This is a genomic window from Paraburkholderia sp. BL25I1N1 (genome assembly GCF_003002025.1).
GTDB lineage: Bacteria > Pseudomonadota > Gammaproteobacteria > Burkholderiales > Burkholderiaceae > Paraburkholderia.
The window spans coordinates 1-19014 of sequence record NZ_PVZB01000005.1; the positions used below are offsets into that span (position 1 = coordinate 1).

Genomic DNA, 19014 nt, shown 5'->3' on the forward strand with positions numbered 1-19014 from the left:
GGTTCCTGTTCTTCTTTGTCACGGTTGCTTCGGTCATAGGACGTTATTTCCGTTATCGTCTCATGACCTCGGCACACAGAAAATCTGACAGGCTCCCGGCGTCGGAATCCAAGCCGGCCCCGACGCGGCCGTCTCACTCGCGCCCGACGACGAAGCCGGCGTCAAGCCGACCGACCCCCGCCCCGACGCCGGGGCAGCGCTATTCCTGGCCGCATTCCCACTGCCATCGTCGCCATTACCACCGCCGCCACAAGCGGACAGCGCCACGCTGGCGCCCAGAAACGCGCAGCCAAGCGTCTTGTTCAAAGTCGTCATGTTTATCGTGTTGTATAAAGCCGCGCGTCGCTTCATTGCAATTGCTCCACCCGAACCCCAACGGGCACCAGACGCGGCAAATACGCCTTGCCGAAAAACCGGCCCGCACGGCCGGCCGATTCGATATGAAAATCGCCGTTGTGTTCGATCATCGGACCGACGCCGCGCGCGCGTTCGGCGGCGGCACTCGTGAAATTGGGAAAGTAGCTGCCGAGCAGCGCGTTCATGTCCGGGCGCACGGGCCCTTGCCACGTGACGGCAAACACCACATTGCTGGGCAACACGTATTCATGAATCGTGACGCCGTCGGCGCCATACGAAGGACGCATCGTGTACGGCGTGGCCGCTGCGGTCGTGTTCAATGCAGCCGCCGATCGCAGCACCGATTGCGATGCCGTCCCCACACCCGGCGGCCCACCCAATGCCGCATACGAAGCGAGCGGCAACATGCCCGCTACGGCTAGCGCGAGCTTCACAACATTCATTACATGGCTCCCGAAAACAGATCGGAGCATCGTGCCAGCGGGCCGTTATTGGGATTGGGTGAAAAATCCCATTGGAAAATCGGAAACGGCTTGAGGAGACGCCACCAACAGGCAGCGTCTCCGAGTCAGCCATGCTGTCAGTCGTCAGAAGGCGACGAACGGTCCAGTCTGCTTGCCGACCTTGACGTTGCCGATCACGTTATAGATATCGCGGCCGTAGAAGAACGGCAGCCCCCACAGGAACATGTTGTTCCGGCTATTCGAGAAGGACTGGCCGAGGTTATTGAACGCGGTGTTGCCACTGGCCATCAGGCCGGTGACGTTGGCCAGCGGAAATGTCATTTGGAGCGGCGGGCTCGTTCCGTTAGTCGCTTCGATTGTCGCGATCGGATTCAGCGGGCTGGCCGGCGTGTATAAACCTTCGACGGAAGAGGGAATGGTGCTGTCCGGAAACGCGTAAGCCGGGGTGCCGCTATCGATCGCGCTCTGGTTGAACACATGCCCCTGATACTGCGTCGTGAACGTGCCGTATCTGTCGAGCGCGACGACGGTGGCCGTGGCCGGCAACGTATTGTTCGACTGCGTGTTGACGCCGAACACTAACTGGCCCGTCACGTTTGCCTGACCCGTAGCCGGCACGGCGGGCAGACGGATGACTGTGCCGTTGTTGTCGGTCGCGAACGCGGGGACGGGATTGGCAACCTCCTTGCTCGCCAGCATGCGCGTGCTGACGCAGTTGGTCTGCAAAGCGCAATAGTAGTAGAGGCCGGGCACCGCCGTGGTCAGGGCATCGAGCGAGTCGCTCGTGAAGTTGTCGATGCCGAGAATGCCGTTCGCTCCGAGGGTGTCGAAGCGCGTGCTCAAGTCCCCGCCGTTGTGCGCGATGCAGTCGGCCGGCGTGGAAAACTCGCCGTCGGCAATCACCTGGATCGGCAGATTGCTCGCCGTCTTGCTGCCTATCGTGATGTCGGCGCGTTTGACGGAACCCCACGTAAAGCCCGAGGCAAACGGCGCGCATTCGGCAATCGGCGCCGAGCCGATCTTGTCGTCTACCGCGCCGGCTTGCGTGAGCAGCAGCGGGGCCAGCGTCGGTATCGCGTTCGCTGAAATGCGTACGCCGGTCGAGCCGGTGTCCACCAGCATGTTGTCGACGGTGACGCAGCGGCTCGCGTCCGAGGTTCCCGGCACACAAATCTTGATCGACACGAGCAGGCGGTTGAGCCCGTTGGCGTCGCCCGTCGAGGTGCCGACGCGAACAGGCACGGTGTTGTCGCCGGTAGCCGGAGTGGATGAATTGTTCGAGCTACCGGAACCGCCGGAGCCGCCGGAGCCGTTTGGCGCTGGGGTCCAGGCCGGCGTAGCGTTCCAGCCGATGGAGTTGCTCTGGTTGCCGCTCGAACTTCCGCCGCCGCCGCAGGCGCAAAGAGCGATCGTCGCCAGGGCCGCCGCGAGCCCGAGCGTCTTCTTCAATGTGTTCATGTTGTGTTTTTTCATAGCTCGACGCGGGTCCTATTGCAGATCACCAGGACGCACGCCGGCGGGCATCAGGCGCGGCAACCAGGCCATGCCGCTGAAGCGCCCCAAACGGCCGGCGGATTCGATGCGAAAGTCGTCGTTGCCGTCGATAAGCGGCCCCGTGCCGGCCGCGCGGCTTTGGCCGGCATTCACGAAGTTGGGGAAGTAGCTGCCGAGCAGCGCCGTCATGTCCGGACGGATCGGCCCGTTCCATGTGACTGCGAACACGATGTTCTGCGGCAGCACATATTCATGGATGGTGACGCCATTGGCGTCGGCCGACTGGCGCATGGAGTAGGGCGCTGAGCCCGCCGGCTGAGCCGCGGGCGCCGCGGCGCCGGACTGCGGCGTGGCACGCAGCAGCGCCGTGGACGATGCGCCCGTGGATGGCGCCCCGCCCAGCCTTGCATACGACGAGAGCGGCAACAAGGTTGCGGCTAGCATCGCGATCTTCAAAAATCTCATCACATGACTCCCCAAAATATCGGGAGCATGTTGCCTGTGCGATGCTCAGGAAACCGTATGAAATTTCGGAAGCGAATGCACGAAGCGGCGCAACGGAAGCTGGCCGCAAGGTCGTGGCGAAGGACGTGACGTCAACGCGGCGTCAATTGAGCCAGGCCGCGTCGAGGTTGACGACGGCCTGAACTGGGCGGCTGATCAGTACGTGGGAACGGACGGATCGACCTGACGCGACCACGCGTCGATCCCGCCTTGCAGATTGAAGACGTTGGTATGGCCGCGCGATTCGAGGAACATCGCGACCTGGGCGCTGCGCGCGCCGTGATGGCAAACACAGACGATCTGCGCGTCGTCGTCGAGTTCTTCGCTGCGGGCGGGGATCTCACGCATTGGAATCGACAGGGCGCCGGCGATCGACGCCGTTTGAATTTCCCACGGCTCGCGCACGTCGAGCAGCACGGGCGCGGGACGCGAAGTATCGGCGAGCCATTCGGCGAGCGCCGGAGCGGTCAGATTTTGCATCAGCGGAACGTCCGGGATCGTGCGAGTTAGAACTTGAAACGCGACGGCTGCACGGCGTTGATGAGCGGCTCGACATACGTTTCGAACACGTCGGCAATGCGGTATTGCTTCTCGTCGATACGCGTGATGATCTGCGCCTTCATGACCGGCGCGGTGCCGACGAACGCCGCCAGACGGCCGCCGATCTTCAGATGGTCGAGCATTTCCTGCGGCAGCACCGGCAGGCCGCCCGACACGCAGATCACGTCGTACGGCGCAGCGCCGGCCCAGCCGCGCGCGGCGTCGCCGGTGGCGACTTCGGCGTTCAGCACACCGTTGGCGGTCAGATTGCTCTTCGCCAGTTCCGCCAGTTCCGGTTCGATGTCCACCGTCAGCACGTGCTGCCCGCGGTGCGCGAGCAACGCGGCCATGTAGCCCGAGCCCGCGCCGATTTCGAGCACGCTTTCGTGCTTCTTCACCGCCAGTTCCTGCAGCACGCGCGCTTCGATGCGCGGCGCCAGCATGTGCTGGCCGGCCGGCAGCGGCACTTCGAAGTCGACGAAGGCCAGTTCGCGATACACGGCGGGGACGAAGTTTTCACGCTTGACGATCGAAAGCAGATTCAGCACGTCCTGGTCGAGCACTTCCCAGGGGCGGATCTGCTGTTCGATCATGTTGAAACGCGCTTGCTCGATGTTCATGGTGGGTTCGGCTGTATGGTTTGGCGAGTCTCGCGGGGTTTGCTAGGTTTGCTATCAGCCACTGACCGCCGGCCTTGCCCGCGCAACTCGGCACGCAAAGCCTGTCAGGGTAACTGCGGGATTGTACCAAATGACGGTGACGATCCGCGCCTCGGCGGGCAACCGGCGGCGCCATCGCAAGACGAAAATTCGCGATGCCGGGCAGTGCACGCCCCCGTGTTAATCCCTAGCGATCTTTCCTTGCGCTTCCCGCATTCATCGCTCAAGAATGTAATCGATTACATTTTCAAGGCGAGTTCACTTGTCCAGATCGTCATCCAGGACGGCTCCCGCGGCGGTGTCTGCGGCGCGTTCCCAGCCCGGCGTCGCGCCATTGCGCGGCGCGGCCGAAGGCATGTCGATTGCCGGCGTGGCCGAGCAGGCGGGCGTCTCCGTGGCGACGGTGTCGCGCGTGCTGAACGGCCACGAGAACGTGCGGCCCGCCACGCGCGACAAGGTGCTGGCCGCCATCGACGCGAGCGGCTACCGCGTCAATGAACTCGCGCGCAACCTGCGCACTGCCGAGAGCCGGCTGCTGCTGACCATGGTCCCGGACGTGGGCAACCCCTTTTATGCGGAGATCGTGCGCGGCATCGACAGCGTGGCGCGTCAGCACGGCTACTTCATGCTGCTGTGCGACACCGGCGCCGATCCGGGCCGCGAGCGCAGCTACTTCGATCTGCTGCGGCGCCGCCGCGCGGACGGCGCGATCTGTCTCGATCCGGCCACCATCCAGCAGGCGCTGGGCGAGGCCTCCAGCGCGCTGCCGTGGGTCGCGTGCTGCGAGTTCGACCCGGCGATGGGTGTGCCGTACGTCGGCATCGACAACTACCGCGCCGCAGGCGACGCCGTCCGCCATCTGCTCGCGCGCGGCCACCGTCGTATCGGCCTTATCAATTCCGATGTCGATTACCTGTACGCACGGCAGCGTCAACAAGGCTATCTGGACGCGTTGATCGCGGCGGGCATCACACCTGACGAACGCTGGCGCATGAATCTGAACAGCCTCGACTATGAAGCCGGCGCGTCGGCCGCGGCCACCCTGATGAGTCAGCCGCAGGCGCCGAGCGCGATCTTCGCGGTCTCAGATACGCTCGCGATCGGCGTGATCCACGGCTTGCGCAGCGTCGGCAAGCGCGTGCCGGACGACATCGCCGTGGTCGGCTTCGACGATATCTCGCTCGCCGCGCAAATCGATCCGCCGCTCACCACCATCGCGCAACCCATGCGCGAGCTGGGCGAAACCGCGGCGCGCCTGTTGCTGCAACGGCTCGCCAATCCGTTGGCGAACGTGCCGGGCGTGCTGCTGCCGCATCGGCTCGTGATTCGCGGGAGCGCCTGAACCATGAGTCTCGCGATCCGTTTCGACGATATCCGCAAAGACTTCGGGCCCGTGCGCGTGCTGCACGGCGTGAGCTTCGAACTGACGCCGGGGCGCACCTACGGTCTGCTCGGCGAGAACGGCGCCGGCAAATCCACGCTGATGAAAATCCTCGCCGGCTACGAGACCGCAACCTCGGGCACTTTGCTGGTCGATGGGCAAGCGCACCAATTCATCGGATCGCGTGATGCCGAAGCGCAAGGCATCGTGCTGATTCACCAGGAGTTCAATCTTGCCGAGCATCTGACGATCGCGCAGAACATGTATCTCGGTCATGAAAAAAAGCGCGGCTGGTTCGTCGACGATGCCGGAATGAAAACCGAAGCCGCGCGCTTTCTCGCGCAGGTCGGGCTGGAAAAAACGCCTGATACGAAAGTGCGCGAATTGATCGTCGCGGAAAAGCAGATGGTGGAGATTGCGAAGGCGCTGTCGCGGCGCGCGCGGCTGCTCATCATGGACGAACCCACCGCAACGCTCACGCCATCCGAGACCGAGCGCCTCTTCACGCTGATGGCCAAGCTCAAGGCCGACGGGGTGACCATCATCTACATTTCGCACAAGCTGGACGAAGTGGAGCGCATCACCGACGAAGTGATCGTGATGCGCGACGGCCGCTTCGTCGCGCGTGGCGAAACTTCCGGACTCGCGCGCCAGCAGATGGCGAACCTGATGGTCGGCCGCGAGTTATCGGACATGTTTCCCGACAAGATCACCGTATCCGCCGACGCGCCGCTCGCGTTGAGGGTGGAAGGCCTAGTCGTGCCCGATTGGGTGGAAGACCTGAGCTTCGACGTGCGCGCCGGCGAAGTGCTCGGTTTCGCGGGACTGGTAGGCGCGGGCCGCACCGAAGCGTTCGAAGCGATCATCGGTCTGCGCAAGCGCACGGCGGGCCGCATCGAAGTCGCCGGCCGTCCCGCCGATCTGAACAGCCCGCGCGACGCAATGCGCCACGGCATCACGTATCTCAGCGAGGATCGCAAGGGCAAAGGTCTGCACGTGAACCTGAGTCTGCAAGACAACGTCACGCTGATGACCCTCGAACGCTATGCGCATCCATTGCTCGACATGAAAGCGGGACGCGCCGCATTGACCAAAGCCGTGAGCGAATTCGGCATCCGCACGGGCGACCTGTCGAGCCGCGCGCGTATGCTGTCCGGCGGCAATCAGCAGAAGCTCGCGCTCGCCAAATTCCTGCAGCCCGACCCGAACGTGATCGTGCTCGACGAGCCGACGCGCGGCGTCGACGTGGGCGCGAAACGCGACATCTATTTTCTGATTCATCGTCTCGCCGCGCAGGGCCGCGCGGTAATCGTCATTTCATCCGAACTGATCGAGCTGATCGGGCTGTGTCACCGCGTCGCCGTGATGCGCGCGGGTCGCCTGCAAGCCACGCTTACGCTCGAACATCTGACCGAAGAGGAGTTGATCGCCCATGCGACCGGCACCCACTGAAGCCGTGCAATCCGGCCGCGCGTTGCGCTTCGCGCATCGACTGTATGCGCTCGGGCCGCTCGTCGGACTGATCGCGCTGTGCATTGTCGGCACGTTGCTCAACCGCGACTTCGCGACCCTCGACAACATGATGAACGTGCTCACGCGCACGTCGTTCATCGGCATCATCGCGGTCGGCATGACCTTCGTGATCATTTCCGGCGGCATCGATCTGTCGGTCGGCTCGATGGCCGCGCTGATCGCGGGCAGCATGATCTGGCTGATGAACGGACTCGCGGCGGGCGTCGGCGGACACACGTTTCCGCCGCTGATGATTCTCACGCTCGGCATCGTGGGCGCGCTGATGCTCGGCGGCCTGTTCGGTTGCGCGCACGGCTTGCTGATTACCAAAGGGCGCATCGAGCCGTTCATCGTCACGCTCGGCACGTTGGGCATCTTTCGCGCGGTGCTGACCTGGCTTGCCGACGGCGGCGCGCTGACGCTGGATAACTCGCTGTCCGACTTGTATGGCCCGGTGTATTACGCGAGCCTGTTCGGCGTGCCGGTGCCGATCTGGGTGTTTCTTGTGGTCGCGGCCGGCGGCGCGCTGATTCTCAACCGCACGGCATTCGGCCGTCACGTGCAGGCGATCGGCTCGAACGAACAGGTCGCGCGTTATGCGGCGATTCGGGTCGATACCGTGAAGATCGTCACCTACATGCTGCTAGGCATTTGCGTGGGCGTGGCCACGGTGCTGTACGTGCCGCGGCTCGGCTCGGCGACGCCGACGACCGGCTTGCTTTGGGAACTCGAAGCGATCGCCTCGGTGGTGGTCGGCGGCACCGCGCTCAAAGGCGGCGAAGGGCGCGTGATCGGCACGGTGATCGGCGCGATCCTGCTTTCGGTGATCGCCAACATTCTGAATCTGACCAGCATCATCAGCGTGTACCTGAACGCGGCGGTGCAGGGCGTAGTGATTATCTTCGTCGCGTTCGTACAACGTGGACGGCGGTAGCGGTGGCGCTTCATATTGCGCCTTGAATCTGTAATCACGGCGAGTTGAGAATCGGGGCGCACGAACGCCTCACAAACGGAGACACAACCATGAAGCAGGTCATTCGAGCGGTCGGCGCCGGCATGCTGGCGTTGGGAATACTGGGCACGGCGAACGTCGCGCGTGCCGATGAAAAAGTCACGTTGGGCGTCGCGATTCCGACGGCCGATCACGGCTTCACGGGCGGCATCGTCTGGTGGGCGAACAAGGCCAAGACCGATCTGGAGAAGGCGCATCCCGATCTGAAGGTGATCGTCAAGACCGCGGCCGGCGCGCCCGAACAGGCGAACCAGTTGCAGGATCTCGTGACGGTCAACAAGATCAATGCGCTCGTGATCTTCCCGTTCGAATCGGCTTCGCTCACGCAACCGGTCGCGCAGGTGAAGAAGAAAGGCGTGTACGTGACGGTGGTGGATCGCGGCCTGACCGACACCAGCGCGCAGGATGCGTATGTGGCGGGTGACAACACGGCGTTCGGCAAGATTCCCGCCGAGTTTCTGGCGAAGGAGCTGGGCGGCAAAGGCGATATCGTCGCGCTGCGAGGCATTCCGACGACGCTCGACAACGAACGCTGGGCCGCATTTACCGGCGTGCTGAAGGCGTATCCGAACATCAAGATTCTCGATGCGAAGTACGCGAACTGGAATCGCGACGACGCCTTCAAGGTCATGCAGGATTACCTGACGCGCTTCAAGCATATCGACGCCGTCTGGGCCGCCGACGACGACATGGCCGTCGGCGTGATCAAGGCGATCGAACAGGCCAAACGCACCGACATCAAGATCGTGTTCGGCGGCGCGGGCTCGAAGGGCATGGTGAAGAACGTGATGGACGGCGCGCCGATGATCAAGGCCGACGTGTCGTACTCGCCTAAGTTCATCTACGACGCTATCAAGCTCACTGCCGAAGCGCGTCTGAAGGGCGACAAACTGCCGGCCACCACGATCATTCCGTCGGTGCTGATCACGAAGGAAAACGCGCAGCAGTTCTATTTCCCGGACTCGCCGTTCTGAGCTGAGCATCCGGGGCGCGCCGCCGGGCTTTTTGCCGCAGTGGCACGGCGAGCGCGCCCTCCCCGTTCAAGGAGCCGTACGATGAAAACCATCCAAGGGCCGGCGATCTTTCTCGCCCAGTTCATGGGCGACGAGGTGCCGTTCGACAACCTCGCGCATCTTGCCGAGTGGGCCGCGGGTCTCGGCTTCAAGGGGATACAGGTGCCGTGCGACAGCCGCCTGATCGATCTCGAACAGGCGGCGGCGAGCCAGACGTATTGCGACGAGTTGCGCCAGGTCGTGGACGACGCGGGCGTGACGATCACCGAACTGTCGACGCATCTGCAAGGGCAGCTCGTTGCCGTGCATCCGGCTTATGACGCATTGTTCGACGGCTTTGCCGCTGCCCACGTGCGCGGCGATCCGGCGGCGCGCACGCAGTGGGCGATTGAGCAGATGAAGCTTGCGGCGAAGGCTTCGCAGCGTTTGGGATTGAACACGCACGTGTCGTTTTCAGGGGCGCTGGCGTGGCCGTATCTGTACCCGTGGCCGCAGCGCCCCGCAGGTCTGGTCGAAGCCGCGTTCGACGAACTCGCGCGCCGCTGGACGCCGATTCTCGATGCGTTCGACGCGGCGGGCGTCGACGTGTGCTACGAATTGCATCCCGGTGAAGATCTGCACGACGGCGTGACCTTCGAGCGTTTTCTCGACGCGGTGAAGCAGCATGCGCGCGCGAACATTCTGTACGACCCGAGTCATTTCGTTTTGCAGCAGCTCGATTACCTTGCGTTCATCGACATTTATCACGAGCGTATCAAGGCGTTCCATGTGAAGGACGCGGAGTTTCGTCCGAACGGCAAGCAGGGCGTGTATGGCGGCTATAGCGGCTGGGTCGACCGGGCGGGGCGCTTCAGATCGCTCGGCGACGGCCAGATCGATTTCGGCGCGATCTTCTCGAAGATGGCGCAATACGATTTTCCCGGCTGGGCCGTGCTCGAATGGGAGTGCGCGCTGAAGCATCCGCACGACGGCGCGCGCGAAGGCGCAGAGTTTATTCAGCGGCACATCATCCGCGTGGCCGAGCATGCATTCGATGATTTCGCCGGCAGCGGTGTCGATGCCGCGCAGTTAAAGCGCGTGCTCGGCATCTGAGGAGCGCGACCAAACCGAAGGAGTAACGGCGATGCCACAACGAAGGCTCAAACTGGGGATGGTCGGCGGTGGACAGGGCGCGTTCATCGGCGCCGTGCATCGGATCGCGGCGCGGCTCGACGATCGTTTCGAACTGATGGCGGGCGCGTTGTCGTCCGATCCGCAGCGTGCGCAGGCGAGCGCCGACGAGGCGGGAATCGCGCGCAGCTATGCGGACTGGCGCGAAATGGCGCGCGCCGAAGCCGCGCGCGACGATGGCATCGACGCGGTAGCGATCGTCACGCCGAATCATCTGCACGCACCGGTCGCGACGGCGTTTCTCGAAGCGGGTATTCACATCGTGTGCGATAAACCGCTGGCGATTTCGCTGGCGGAAGGCGAGGCGCTGGCGAAACTGGCTCGCGAGAAGAACAAGCTGTTTGCGTTGACGCATACGTACTCCGGCTATCCGCTGGTGCGTCATGCGCGCGAGTTGATCGAAAGCGGTGAGTTGGGCGAGATACGCGTGGTGCAGGTCGAATATGCGCAGGACTGGCTGGCGGAGCCGATCGAAACGAGCGGCACGAACAAGCAGGCGGGTTGGCGCACGGACCCGGCGTTGGCGGGGCCGGCCGGATGTCTCGGCGATATCGGCACGCATGCTTATCATCTCGCCGCGTTCGTCACGGGTATGACGCCGCACGCACTCGCGGCGGAAGTGCATACGTTCGTGCCGGGGCGTCGCATCGACGACCACGTGCAGGCGATGCTGCGTTATCCGAACGGCGCGCGCGGCATGCTATGGGCGAGCCAGGTGGCGAGCGGCGCGGAAAATGCCTTGCGTTTGCGGGTGTACGGAACGAAAGCCGGTCTTGCGTTCGATCAGGAGCATCCGAATGAATTGTGGTTCACGCCACTGGGCGGCGCGGCCGAACGTCTGACACGAGGGCGCGTGAAGAGTACGATTGCGGCCCACGCGACGCGCGTGCCGTCGGGACATCCTGAAGGTTATCTGGAAGCGTTCGCGCAGTTGTACAAAGACGCGGCGTTGCAGATCGAAGCGTTGGACGCAGGCCGCGCTTTGCCCACCGAGAGCCTGTTGCTGACGACGGTGGAAGACGGTGTGGCGGGGCTACGCTTTATTGACGCGATGCTCGCGAGTAGCGCGGCGGATGGGCAGTGGCGGGAGATAAAGTCCGCTTGAGCGCGGACGCGTGGCGGACGGGGCCGGGCAGGCGCCGACTAGCTGCCTTTGCTCTTCTTGATCTGCTCTTCAAACGCGATATCCAGCTTGCTGGCCTTGCGCGGCTTCGGCGGCCCGAAAGCGTCGACGAATTTGACGAAGTCGTCGAGCGTCAGCGGATCGGAGACTTTTTTATCCGTGCCGCTCGATTTGTCGACCAGATAAAACAGGCCGCCGGACAGGCTGATCGCGGCGAATTGCGGATTGCCGCTGCGGGTTTTCAACCGCTCGACGGCGTGGATGGCTCGGGTAGTGCGCATGATGGGAAGGCGTCTAACTGAAGGTACGCACTTTAACAGTAATCCAGCGCGTGCCTGACTCCAGCAAGGAACGGGCGGACTGCGATGTCTTCAGTCGCGGACCGATCTTGTACGATTTTTTCGTTGTGTACGATTTTATGATACATTCAATGAAAATCGTACACATGCAAATTTATGCCGCGTGCCGCCCATTCCTTTCTTGAAGCCCAGGTTCTCGCCGAAGCATGCGAGGCCTTTGAGCGCTCTACCGGCATTTACAGGGCAGCGCCTGCTCGCAAGCATGTTTCGTATAGCGACGCCTCGATCTCTTTCGACCTCGCCGGACGGAAATTCGAAATGCCTACGCTCGTCACGACCCGGCTGGGCCTGGCGGAGATGGCAAACACTCTTCTTGCGGAAAGCCGGTCTTCCGCGATGGAGCCTCATCCGCTCTACCGTCGGCTCATGCTGGTCGCTCCTTACATCGAGCCGCAACTCGCCGACCGCCTCATCAAGCAAAACGTGCCATTTCTGGACGCAGCGGGCAACGTCTTTCTGAGCGAACCAGAAGGTATGGTCATGATCAGTGGCCGGCCCAAACCGCAGCAATTGCAAAAACCGCAGACAGGCCGCGCCACGACGCGAAAAGGTTTGCAGGTGATGTTCGCTATTGCGACACAACCGGGCCTTGTGTCGGAACCGTACAGAACTATCGCGCAGGCCGCTGGCGTCGCGTTGAGTACAGTCAACCAGGTGATCGACGATCTGCAGTTCCGTGGGCTGCTCGCCCAGAAGACCAGTGGTGAGCGCATCTTTCCGGACTGGCAGAAATTCGTTTTCGAGTGGAGCAGCCTCTATCAGACCCGCCTGCGACTCAAATTGGGAGCACGGCGCTTCGCCAGCACGACGCCCGAGTGGTGGCGCGAGTTCGACTTCGCAAGTGTCGACGCTCGCCTGGGTGGCGAGTCGGCGGCCGACATCCTGACGAATGAACTGAAGGCCGCGAACGTCACCCTCTACAGCCGCGCACCGCTGGGCAATCAGTTCATGCTGAACGCCAGGCTGCGCCCTGATCCACGCGGGGATGTCGAGATTCTTGAATCGTTCTGGCCGCAGTCGCTGGAGCTTAACTGGGTGGAATCGGGCCGCCAGCCGCTAGTCCACCCGTTCCTCATCTACGCGGACCTCGTTGCCTCGGGCGACAGCCGTAATCTTTCCGTCGCCGCGCAAATCTATGAGCAGTACCTTCCCCAGCCTTAAAGTAGCCGAAGAGCGGCCCGTCCACCCGGCTACCGCTGCGCTGCTTGCCCGCGTCCAGGAGACTGCGGATCAGCTAGGCACGAAGTTCGTTGTCGCCGGCGCAACCGCGCGGGATCTGGTGCTATGGCATGTGCACGGCGTGCGTGCTGAGCGCGCCACGCGTGACGTCGACGTTGCCGTTTGCGCGATCAGTTGGGAAGCGTACGGCGCACTGATTACCGGGCTCGAACGGACAGGCGTTTTCAGGGCGAGTACCCGGGCACAGCACACTCTGGTGTTTGACGATCCGAGCGTCGGTTATTCGATACCGTTGGACCTGGTTCCGTTCGGCGAAATTGAAACTCCCGAGGGCGCGGTCGCGTGGCCGCCCAAAGGAGAAGTTGTAATGAATGTGCTGGGGTTTCGGGAGGCCGTCGACGAATCCGTCGAAATCGATCTGGGCGACGGTCTCATGGTTCCGGTTGTAACTCTGCCGGCGCTTGCGCTTCTAAAAATTCTCGCGTGGCACGACCGGCGAGTGTCGAAGAATACCGACGCATCTGACCTGCTTCTGATCCTTCGCAGCTACGGCGACGCGGGCAACGCGGTCCGCGTCTGGGACGACGGCGCAGACCTTCTCGAGCAGCTCGGCTTCGATGTCGATCTTGCCGCGTCCGCACTACTTGGCCGCGAATCGCGGCAGATCGCCTCACCCGCAACAGCTGATGCAGTTTCGGCAATCCTCTCGAACGAAGCCGTATACGACACGCTGAGACGCGACATGCAGGCGCGTGCCGTCGCGCAGATGCTGGACGACTTCGCCGATGGATCCGACCGGACGTTGTCAGCCTTCCGGAGCGCATTTCTGGGCGTATCGGCCGGCGCCTGATTGGATCACGAGCCGGCCATGAGCCGCCTCACTGACTCAAATAGACAAACTTGCCGTTCTTGATCGTCCCCATCACGCTAGCGCGCTGGTCCAGCCCCACGTGATCCTTCGGGCTCGTGTTGACCACGCCGTTCGGCACGACCAGCTCATGCGCATGCTCCAGCTCGTCACGCAGTGCCGTGCGGAACGCCGGCGTGCCCGGCTGCGCCGTCTTCAGCGCGCGGGCCACCGCGTCCTGCAAACGCGGATACACGCCGGCCGCGTCGCCCGCGAACTGCGTTACGCTGCCCGGGCCGTACTTCGCTTCATATTCGTTCGTGAACGCGAGCGCCGCCTTCTTTGCCGGATGATCGGCCGGCAGCGTGCGCGCCACCACGACCGGCTGGGTCGGGAACAGCGTGCCTTCCACGTCCTTGCCGCCCAGCTTGATGAACTCCGGCGTGGCGATGCCGTGCGTCTGGTAGATCGGCCCTTTGAAGCCGCGCTCGATCAACGTGCGTTGCGGCAGCACCGTCGGCGTGCCGGCGCCCGCGATCAGGATCGCGTCCGGTTTGGCGGCCATCAGCTTCAGAATCTGGCCGGTGACGCTCGCGTCGGTGCGGTTATAGCGCTCGGTGGCCACCAGCTGGATATGGCGCAGCGCCGCGAACTTGCTGAACTCGTTGAGCCAGCTTTCGCCGTAGCCATCCGCGAAACCGATGAAACCCACCGTCTTCACGTTGTGGTTCGACATGTAGCGCGTCATCACGTCGGCCATCGCGCTGTCGGTTTGCGCCATCTTGTAGGCCCACACCTTCTTGCCTTCCTGCGGCTCGACCACGCTTGCCGAGCCGATCAGCGTAATCATCGGCGTCTGGCTTTCGGCGACCGGATCGAGCGCGGCCATCGCCGCCGGCGTAATGTTTGGCCCGACGACCACGTCCACGTGGTCTTCGTTGATCAGTTTGCGGATGTTGCGCACGGCGGCGCCGGGGTCGGAAGCGTCGTCGAGGAAGATGTAGTCGGCTTTCTGGCCGGCGATCGTGGCGGGCCACATCAGCATCGCGTTCTTGCTGGTGATGCCGATCACGGCCGCCGGGCCGGTGCTCGACAGATCGATGCCGACCTTGATGTCGGCGTGTGCAGCGGTGGCGAGCAGGAGCGCGCCAAAACCGAAAGCGGCAGCGAGTCCGCTGATTTTTTTCTTATACGACGTCATCGAAGGGTCTCCGTAGCAGGATGCGAGGGTGTTATCAAAGTTCGTAGCTTTCGTGTTCGCCCTTGAGCGCCTGTTCGATCAGCTTGCGGTTCATGCTCGGCGACAGTAGTTCGACGAGCGTATACACATAGCTGCGCAGATAGGCGCCCTGTTTCAGCGCGACCCGCGTCACATTGCTGCCGAACAGGTGGCCGACCGGCATGGCGCGCAAATGGCGGTCGCGCTCGGCGTTGAACGCGATATCCGCCATGATGCCGACCCCCAGGCCCAGTTCCACATAGGTCTTGATCACGTCGGCGTCGATCGCCTCCAGGACGATGTCCGGATGCAGCCCGCGCAGGCGGAACGCCTCGTTGATCTTGGTGCGGCCGGCGAACGCGTTGTCGTAGGTGATCAGCGGATACTGGGTCAGATCATCCAGCGACAAAAGTTTGCGGTCGAGCAGCGGATGATCCGGTTGCATCACCGCGACGTGGTGCCACTGGAAGCACGGCAGCGAGACCAGTTCCTTATAGTTGGAGATCGCCTCGGTGGCGATGCAGAGGTCGGCCTGGTCGTGCAGCACCATTTCGGCGACCTGGGTCGGGCTGCCTTGCAGAATCGAAAGGTGGACCTTGGGAAAGCGCTTCTTGAATTCGGCGATGGCCGCCGGCAGGGAGTAGCGCGCCTGCGTGTGGGTGGCGGCGATCACCAGATTGCCCTGATCCTGCGCCGCGTAATCTTTACCGACCCGTTTAAGGCTCTCCACCTCCTGCAGAATCTTCTCCACCGACTGCAAAATGATGCGCCCCGGCTCGGTCAGCGAGCGCACGCGCTTGCCGTGCCGCGTGAAGATTTCCACGCCCAACTCGTCTTCCAGCTCGATGATCGCCTTGGAAACGCCCGGCTGGCTTGTAAACAGCGCCTTGGCCGCTTCCGTCAGGTTGAAGTTCTGCCGCACAGCCTCGCGGACGAAGCGGAATTGGTGCAGGTTCATATATAACCTCTCCGCATATCAAAAGAATTTTTTAGTCGTTTGAAATATAAGGGCAGTTTATTACGATCTGTCCATCTTTTTCAATATGGATATCTGTATTTGTCATAAGCAAATGAGCGATGGGTCTAAACGTTCATGAGCCGAGGGTGACAAAGGAATGTATCCAGGGCGCGGCGAAACCGGATCGCCGTGTATCACTGCAAAAAATTGGGGTCCCCGAATGTACCAATACGATCAGTACGACCAGACCATCGTCGATGAACGGGTCGCGCAGTACGCCGATCAGGTTCGCCGCCGCTTGTCGGGCGAATTGAGCGAAGAGGAGTTTCGTCCGCTGCGCCTGCAGAACGGCCTGTACATGCAGCGTCACGCGTACATGCACCGCATCGCGATTCCGTACGGCAACCTGCGCAGCGACCAGATGCGCGTGCTCGCGCAGATCGCCCGCGAACACGACCGCGGCTACGGCCATTTCTCGACGCGCTCGAACATCCAGTACAACTGGATCAAGCTCGAAGAAACGCCGGAAATCCTGCGCAAGCTCGCGGCGGTGCAAATGCACGGCATTCAGACCTCGGGCAACTGCATCCGCAACATCACCGCCGACCAGTTCGCCGGCGTGGCGCCGGATGAAGTGGTCGATCCGCGTCCGTGGGCCGAAATTTTGCGTCAATGGTCCACGTTCCACCCGGAATTCGCGTGGCTGCCGCGCAAGTTCAAGATCGCCGTGTCGGGTTCCAGGGAAGACCGCGCTGCCGTGCAGATTCACGACATGGGTGTGTATCTGCGCAAGAACGAGCAGGGCGAACTGGTGGCCGATATCCTGGCCGGCGGTGGCATGGGCCGTACGCCGATCATCGGCGCGATCATCCGCAAAGATCTGCCCTGGCAACATCTGTTGACGTACTGCGAAGCGGTGCTGCGCGTATACAACCGTTACGGCCGCCGCGACAACATGTACAAGGCGCGCATCAAGATTCTCGTGAAGGCGTTGAGCCCGGAGAAATTCTCGGCGCAAGTCGAAGAAGAATGGCAGCACCTGAAGGACGGTCCTTCGACGCTCACGCAAGCCGAAGTGGATCGCGTGTCGCAGTACTTCCAGCCGCCGGTGTACGAGAAGCTCGCTGATACCGACGCTTCCTTCGAAAAACATCTGCTGGAAAATCGTGCGTTTGCCCGTTGGGTCGAGCGTAATGTGCGTCCGCATAAGGTGTCGGGCTATTCGTCGGTCACCTTGTCTTTGAAGCCGACCACGATCGCTCCTGGCGACGCCACAGACGCACAGATGGAAGCGGTCGCCGATTGGGCCGACGAGTACTCGCTCGGCGAAATCCGCGTGTCGCACGAACAGAACCTGATTCTCGCGAACGTGAAGAAGCGCGACCTGTTCGCGCTGTGGGAAAAGGCCAAGGCACAAGGTTTCGCGACGCCGAATATCGGCTTGCTGACCGACATCATCGCGTGCCCGGGCGGCGACTTCTGCTCGCTCGCGAATGCGAAGTCGATCCCGATCGCGCTGGCCATTCAGGAACGCTTCAACGATCTGGACTACGTGTACGACCTCGGCGACGTGTCGCTGAACATCTCGGGCTGTATCAATGCTTGTGGTCATCACCACGTCGGCAATATCGGCATTCTGGGCGTCGATAAGGACGGCTCGGAGTGGTATCAGGTGACGCTCGGCGGCGAGCAGGGCACGGGCGCTACCGGCGCACACCTTGGCCGCGTGATCGGCCCGTCGTTCTCGGCGGAAGAAATGCCGGACGTGATGAGCAAAGTGATCGATACGTTCGTGGAAAACCGCCACGAAGGCGAGCGCTTCATCGAAACGTACAACCGCATCGGCATCACCCCGTTCAAGGAACGTGTGTACGCCTCGCGTCAACCGGCTCACGCGTAACCGCGAAAAGGATACTGAACAGATGGCTTCTATCATCAAGAATCGCGCGATCGTCAACGATGACTGGACGGTCGTGCGCCCGGCAGAAGATGGCTCGCTGCCCGCGGTGAACGAATTGCCGGCAGGCAAGGTGCTGGTGCCGCTCGCGTTGTGGCAGGCTGAACGTGATGCGTTGACCGCTGCGCGTAGCGCCGCTGAGATCGGCGTGTGGCTCGCGCCGGACAGTGAACCGGCGGATATCGTCGCCGACTTCGACAAGATCGCGCTGATCGGCGTGGACTTCCCGGTGTTCCGCGACGGCCGCGGCTACAGCATCGGCCGCTTGCTGCGCGAGCGCTATGGTTACAAGGGCGAGCTGCGCGCAATTGGCGACGTGCTGCGCGATCAACTGGCGTTCATGTTCCGTTGCGGCTTCGACGCGTACGCATTGCGCGCGGACAAAGACTTCGACGACGCACTGAAAGCGTTCGACGAATTCAGCTTCAACTATCAGGGCGCGGTGAACTCGTCGCCGCTATTCCGCCGCCGTGAAGCGGGCGAACTGACCAAGGCATCGGCATGAGCGAAGTTCAAACCCTCACGCCGGAACTCGCCGCAAAGGTCGAGCGCCTCGATGCGTTGCTCGACTCGATCGCCGCGCGTCACGAGAACGTGAAGCTCGCCAGCAGCCTCGCAGCGGAAGACATGCTGCTCACGCATGCGATTCTGTCGCGCGGCGTGAAGATCGGTATCTTCTCGCTGAACACCGGCCGCTTGCATGCGGAAACGCTCGGCATGCTCGATCGCGTGAAAGAGCGCTACGGCTACGACATCGAACAGTTTCATCCGCAAGCTGCGGCGGTCGAGGAATACGTCGGTTCGCACGGGCTGAACGCGTTCTATGAAAGCGTCGATCTGCGCAAGCGCTGCTGCGAAATCCGCAAGGTCGAACCGTTGAACCGCGCGCTGTCAAATGTTAGTGCATGGGTCACGGGCCAACGTCGCGAGCAATCGGTGACGCGTGCCGAGTTGCATGCGGAAGAGCACGACGCCGCACGTAATATCGCCAAGTTCAATCCGCTGACCGAGTGGACCGAGGCCGAAGTGTGGGACTACCTGAAAGCGTTCGATGTGCCGGTCAATCCGCTGCATGCGCGTGGTTATCCGAGCATCGGCTGCGAGCCTTGCACGCGCGCCGTGCGCCCCGGCGAAGATAGCCGGGCAGGGCGCTGGTGGTGGGAGTCGCGCGATACGAAGGAATGCGGACTGCACATCACGACGATTACGCCGATCGCAGTAGAGCGCGGCGCAGACGTCCAGGCCTGAAGTTGAGCGAGCGGGCCT

General features: G+C 62.6%; 19 protein-coding genes. 11 read left to right on the plus strand and 8 right to left on the minus strand.

The genetic code is table 11. The annotated features are described in order from the left end of the window. Window positions 1–347: 347 nt before the first annotated feature. From B0G73_RS08650 to B0G73_RS08670, 5 genes are all read right to left on the minus strand, one after another. Window positions 348–800: a DUF2844 domain-containing protein gene (locus B0G73_RS08650; protein ID WP_106279806.1), complete on the minus strand. Its 453-nt coding sequence runs from the start codon at window positions 798–800 to the stop codon at window positions 348–350. Between the two features lie 144 nt (window positions 801–944). Further along, the gene (locus tag B0G73_RS08655) at window positions 945–2279 is read right to left on the minus strand and encodes a DUF3443 domain-containing protein (protein WP_258193239.1); all 1335 of its coding nucleotides are present in this window, start codon (window positions 2277–2279) and stop codon (window positions 945–947) included. A 30-nt stretch (window positions 2280–2309) separates the two neighbouring features. Then, the gene (locus tag B0G73_RS08660) at window positions 2310–2780 is read right to left on the minus strand and encodes a DUF2844 domain-containing protein (protein WP_106279810.1); all 471 of its coding nucleotides are present in this window, start codon (window positions 2778–2780) and stop codon (window positions 2310–2312) included. Window positions 2781–2975: 195 nt separating this feature from the next. Beyond that, window positions 2976–3299 (minus strand): rhodanese-like domain-containing protein, encoded by a 324-nt coding sequence (locus tag B0G73_RS08665; RefSeq protein WP_106279812.1) that lies wholly within the window; start codon window positions 3297–3299, stop codon window positions 2976–2978. 26 nt (window positions 3300–3325) lie between these two features. Further along, window positions 3326–3979, minus strand: coding sequence for a protein-L-isoaspartate O-methyltransferase (locus tag B0G73_RS08670; protein ID WP_106279814.1), 654 nt, complete (start codon window positions 3977–3979; stop codon window positions 3326–3328). A gap of 301 nt (window positions 3980–4280) precedes the next feature. Here B0G73_RS08670 and B0G73_RS08675 point away from each other — a divergent pair, with 301 nt between their 5' ends. The 6 genes from B0G73_RS08675 (at window position 4281) to B0G73_RS08700 (ending at window position 11211) form a co-directional block, all read left to right on the plus strand. Next, window positions 4281–5360, plus strand: a complete 1080-nt coding sequence (locus B0G73_RS08675) for a LacI family DNA-binding transcriptional regulator (RefSeq protein ID WP_106279815.1) — start codon at window positions 4281–4283, stop codon at window positions 5358–5360. Between the two features lie 3 nt (window positions 5361–5363). Next, window positions 5364–6851: a sugar ABC transporter ATP-binding protein gene (locus tag B0G73_RS08680; RefSeq protein WP_106279817.1), complete on the plus strand. Its 1488-nt coding sequence runs from the start codon at window positions 5364–5366 to the stop codon at window positions 6849–6851. Next, window positions 6832–7845 (plus strand): ABC transporter permease, encoded by a 1014-nt coding sequence (locus B0G73_RS08685; RefSeq protein ID WP_106279819.1) that lies wholly within the window; start codon window positions 6832–6834, stop codon window positions 7843–7845. The genes B0G73_RS08680 and B0G73_RS08685 overlap by 20 nt, the downstream gene beginning before the upstream one ends. 89 nt (window positions 7846–7934) lie before the next feature. Next, window positions 7935–8897, plus strand: a complete 963-nt coding sequence (locus tag B0G73_RS08690) for a substrate-binding domain-containing protein (protein WP_106279821.1) — start codon at window positions 7935–7937, stop codon at window positions 8895–8897. A gap of 81 nt (window positions 8898–8978) precedes the next feature. Next, window positions 8979–10028 carry a sugar phosphate isomerase/epimerase gene (locus B0G73_RS08695; RefSeq protein WP_106279823.1) on the plus strand — a complete coding sequence of 350 codons (1050 nt, stop codon included), beginning with the start codon at window positions 8979–8981 and terminating at the stop codon, window positions 10026–10028. Between the two features lie 31 nt (window positions 10029–10059). Continuing rightward, on the plus strand, window positions 10060–11211 hold the full coding sequence (locus tag B0G73_RS08700) for a Gfo/Idh/MocA family protein (protein WP_106279825.1): 1152 nt from the start codon (window positions 10060–10062) through the stop codon (window positions 11209–11211). Window positions 11212–11249: 38 nt separating this feature from the next. Here B0G73_RS08700 and B0G73_RS08705 read toward each other — a convergent pair whose 3' ends face one another. Then, window positions 11250–11510, minus strand: a complete 261-nt coding sequence (locus B0G73_RS08705; RefSeq protein ID WP_106279827.1) for a hypothetical protein — start codon at window positions 11508–11510, stop codon at window positions 11250–11252. A 174-nt stretch (window positions 11511–11684) separates the two neighbouring features. On the opposite strand from B0G73_RS08705, the gene B0G73_RS08710 reads away from it, so the two are divergent. After that, window positions 11685–12749 (plus strand): type IV toxin-antitoxin system AbiEi family antitoxin, encoded by a 1065-nt coding sequence (locus B0G73_RS08710; protein ID WP_106279829.1) that lies wholly within the window; start codon window positions 11685–11687, stop codon window positions 12747–12749. Then, window positions 12724–13617, plus strand: coding sequence for a nucleotidyl transferase AbiEii/AbiGii toxin family protein (locus tag B0G73_RS08715; RefSeq protein ID WP_106279831.1), 894 nt, complete (start codon window positions 12724–12726; stop codon window positions 13615–13617). Before B0G73_RS08710 ends, B0G73_RS08715 begins: the two co-directional genes overlap by 26 nt. Before the next feature lie 28 nt (window positions 13618–13645). Here the strand turns inward: B0G73_RS08715 and B0G73_RS08720 are convergent, their stop codons facing one another. Both B0G73_RS08720 and B0G73_RS08725 read right to left on the minus strand, forming a co-directional pair. Further along, window positions 13646–14815 carry an ABC transporter substrate-binding protein gene (locus B0G73_RS08720; RefSeq protein ID WP_106279833.1) on the minus strand — a complete coding sequence of 390 codons (1170 nt, stop codon included), beginning with the start codon at window positions 14813–14815 and terminating at the stop codon, window positions 13646–13648. A gap of 34 nt (window positions 14816–14849) precedes the next feature. After that, on the minus strand, window positions 14850–15791 hold the full coding sequence (locus B0G73_RS08725; protein WP_106279834.1) for a CysB family HTH-type transcriptional regulator: 942 nt from the start codon (window positions 15789–15791) through the stop codon (window positions 14850–14852). A 220-nt stretch (window positions 15792–16011) separates the two neighbouring features. On the opposite strand from B0G73_RS08725, the gene B0G73_RS08730 reads away from it, so the two are divergent. The 3 genes from B0G73_RS08730 to B0G73_RS08740 are packed head-to-tail and all read left to right on the plus strand — an operon-like array spanning window position 16012 to window position 18996. After that, complete coding sequence (locus B0G73_RS08730; RefSeq protein ID WP_106279836.1) at window positions 16012–17691, plus strand: nitrite/sulfite reductase; 1680 nt, start codon at window positions 16012–16014, stop codon at window positions 17689–17691. Between the two features lie 22 nt (window positions 17692–17713). Then, a complete protein-coding gene (locus B0G73_RS08735) occupies window positions 17714–18253 on the plus strand; it encodes a DUF934 domain-containing protein (RefSeq protein WP_106279838.1) in 540 nt (179 codons plus the stop codon). After that, window positions 18250–18996: a phosphoadenylyl-sulfate reductase gene (locus tag B0G73_RS08740; protein ID WP_106279840.1), complete on the plus strand. Its 747-nt coding sequence runs from the start codon at window positions 18250–18252 to the stop codon at window positions 18994–18996. The genes B0G73_RS08735 and B0G73_RS08740 overlap by 4 nt, the downstream gene beginning before the upstream one ends. Window positions 18997–19014 lie beyond the last annotated feature (18 nt).

What these genes read in the sequence shown, in the direction of transcription:
- B0G73_RS08650 (WP_106279806.1), bottom strand. Translation starts at nt 800, where the DNA reads ATGAATGTTGTGAAGCTCGCGCTAGCCGTAGCGGGCATGTTGCCGCTC.
- B0G73_RS08655 (WP_258193239.1), bottom strand. Translation starts at nt 2,279, where the DNA reads ATGAACACATTGAAGAAGACGCTCGGGCTCGCGGCGGCCCTGGCGACG.
- B0G73_RS08660 (WP_106279810.1), bottom strand. Translation starts at nt 2,780, where the DNA reads ATGAGATTTTTGAAGATCGCGATGCTAGCCGCAACCTTGTTGCCGCTC.
- B0G73_RS08665 (WP_106279812.1), bottom strand. Translation starts at nt 3,299, where the DNA reads ATGCAAAATCTGACCGCTCCGGCGCTCGCCGAATGGCTCGCCGATACT.
- B0G73_RS08670 (WP_106279814.1), bottom strand. Translation starts at nt 3,979, where the DNA reads ATGAACATCGAGCAAGCGCGTTTCAACATGATCGAACAGCAGATCCGC.
- B0G73_RS08680 (WP_106279817.1), top strand. Translation starts at nt 5,364, where the DNA reads ATGAGTCTCGCGATCCGTTTCGACGATATCCGCAAAGACTTCGGGCCC.
- B0G73_RS08685 (WP_106279819.1), top strand. Translation starts at nt 6,832, where the DNA reads ATGCGACCGGCACCCACTGAAGCCGTGCAATCCGGCCGCGCGTTGCGC.
- B0G73_RS08690 (WP_106279821.1), top strand. Translation starts at nt 7,935, where the DNA reads ATGAAGCAGGTCATTCGAGCGGTCGGCGCCGGCATGCTGGCGTTGGGA.
- B0G73_RS08695 (WP_106279823.1), top strand. Translation starts at nt 8,979, where the DNA reads ATGAAAACCATCCAAGGGCCGGCGATCTTTCTCGCCCAGTTCATGGGC.
- B0G73_RS08700 (WP_106279825.1), top strand. Translation starts at nt 10,060, where the DNA reads ATGCCACAACGAAGGCTCAAACTGGGGATGGTCGGCGGTGGACAGGGC.
- B0G73_RS08705 (WP_106279827.1), bottom strand. Translation starts at nt 11,510, where the DNA reads ATGCGCACTACCCGAGCCATCCACGCCGTCGAGCGGTTGAAAACCCGC.
- B0G73_RS08710 (WP_106279829.1), top strand. Translation starts at nt 11,685, where the DNA reads ATGCCGCGTGCCGCCCATTCCTTTCTTGAAGCCCAGGTTCTCGCCGAA.
- B0G73_RS08715 (WP_106279831.1), top strand. Translation starts at nt 12,724, where the DNA reads ATGAGCAGTACCTTCCCCAGCCTTAAAGTAGCCGAAGAGCGGCCCGTC.
- B0G73_RS08720 (WP_106279833.1), bottom strand. Translation starts at nt 14,815, where the DNA reads ATGACGTCGTATAAGAAAAAAATCAGCGGACTCGCTGCCGCTTTCGGT.
- B0G73_RS08725 (WP_106279834.1), bottom strand. Translation starts at nt 15,791, where the DNA reads ATGAACCTGCACCAATTCCGCTTCGTCCGCGAGGCTGTGCGGCAGAAC.
- B0G73_RS08730 (WP_106279836.1), top strand. Translation starts at nt 16,012, where the DNA reads ATGTACCAATACGATCAGTACGACCAGACCATCGTCGATGAACGGGTC.
- B0G73_RS08735 (WP_106279838.1), top strand. Translation starts at nt 17,714, where the DNA reads ATGGCTTCTATCATCAAGAATCGCGCGATCGTCAACGATGACTGGACG.
- B0G73_RS08740 (WP_106279840.1), top strand. Translation starts at nt 18,250, where the DNA reads ATGAGCGAAGTTCAAACCCTCACGCCGGAACTCGCCGCAAAGGTCGAG.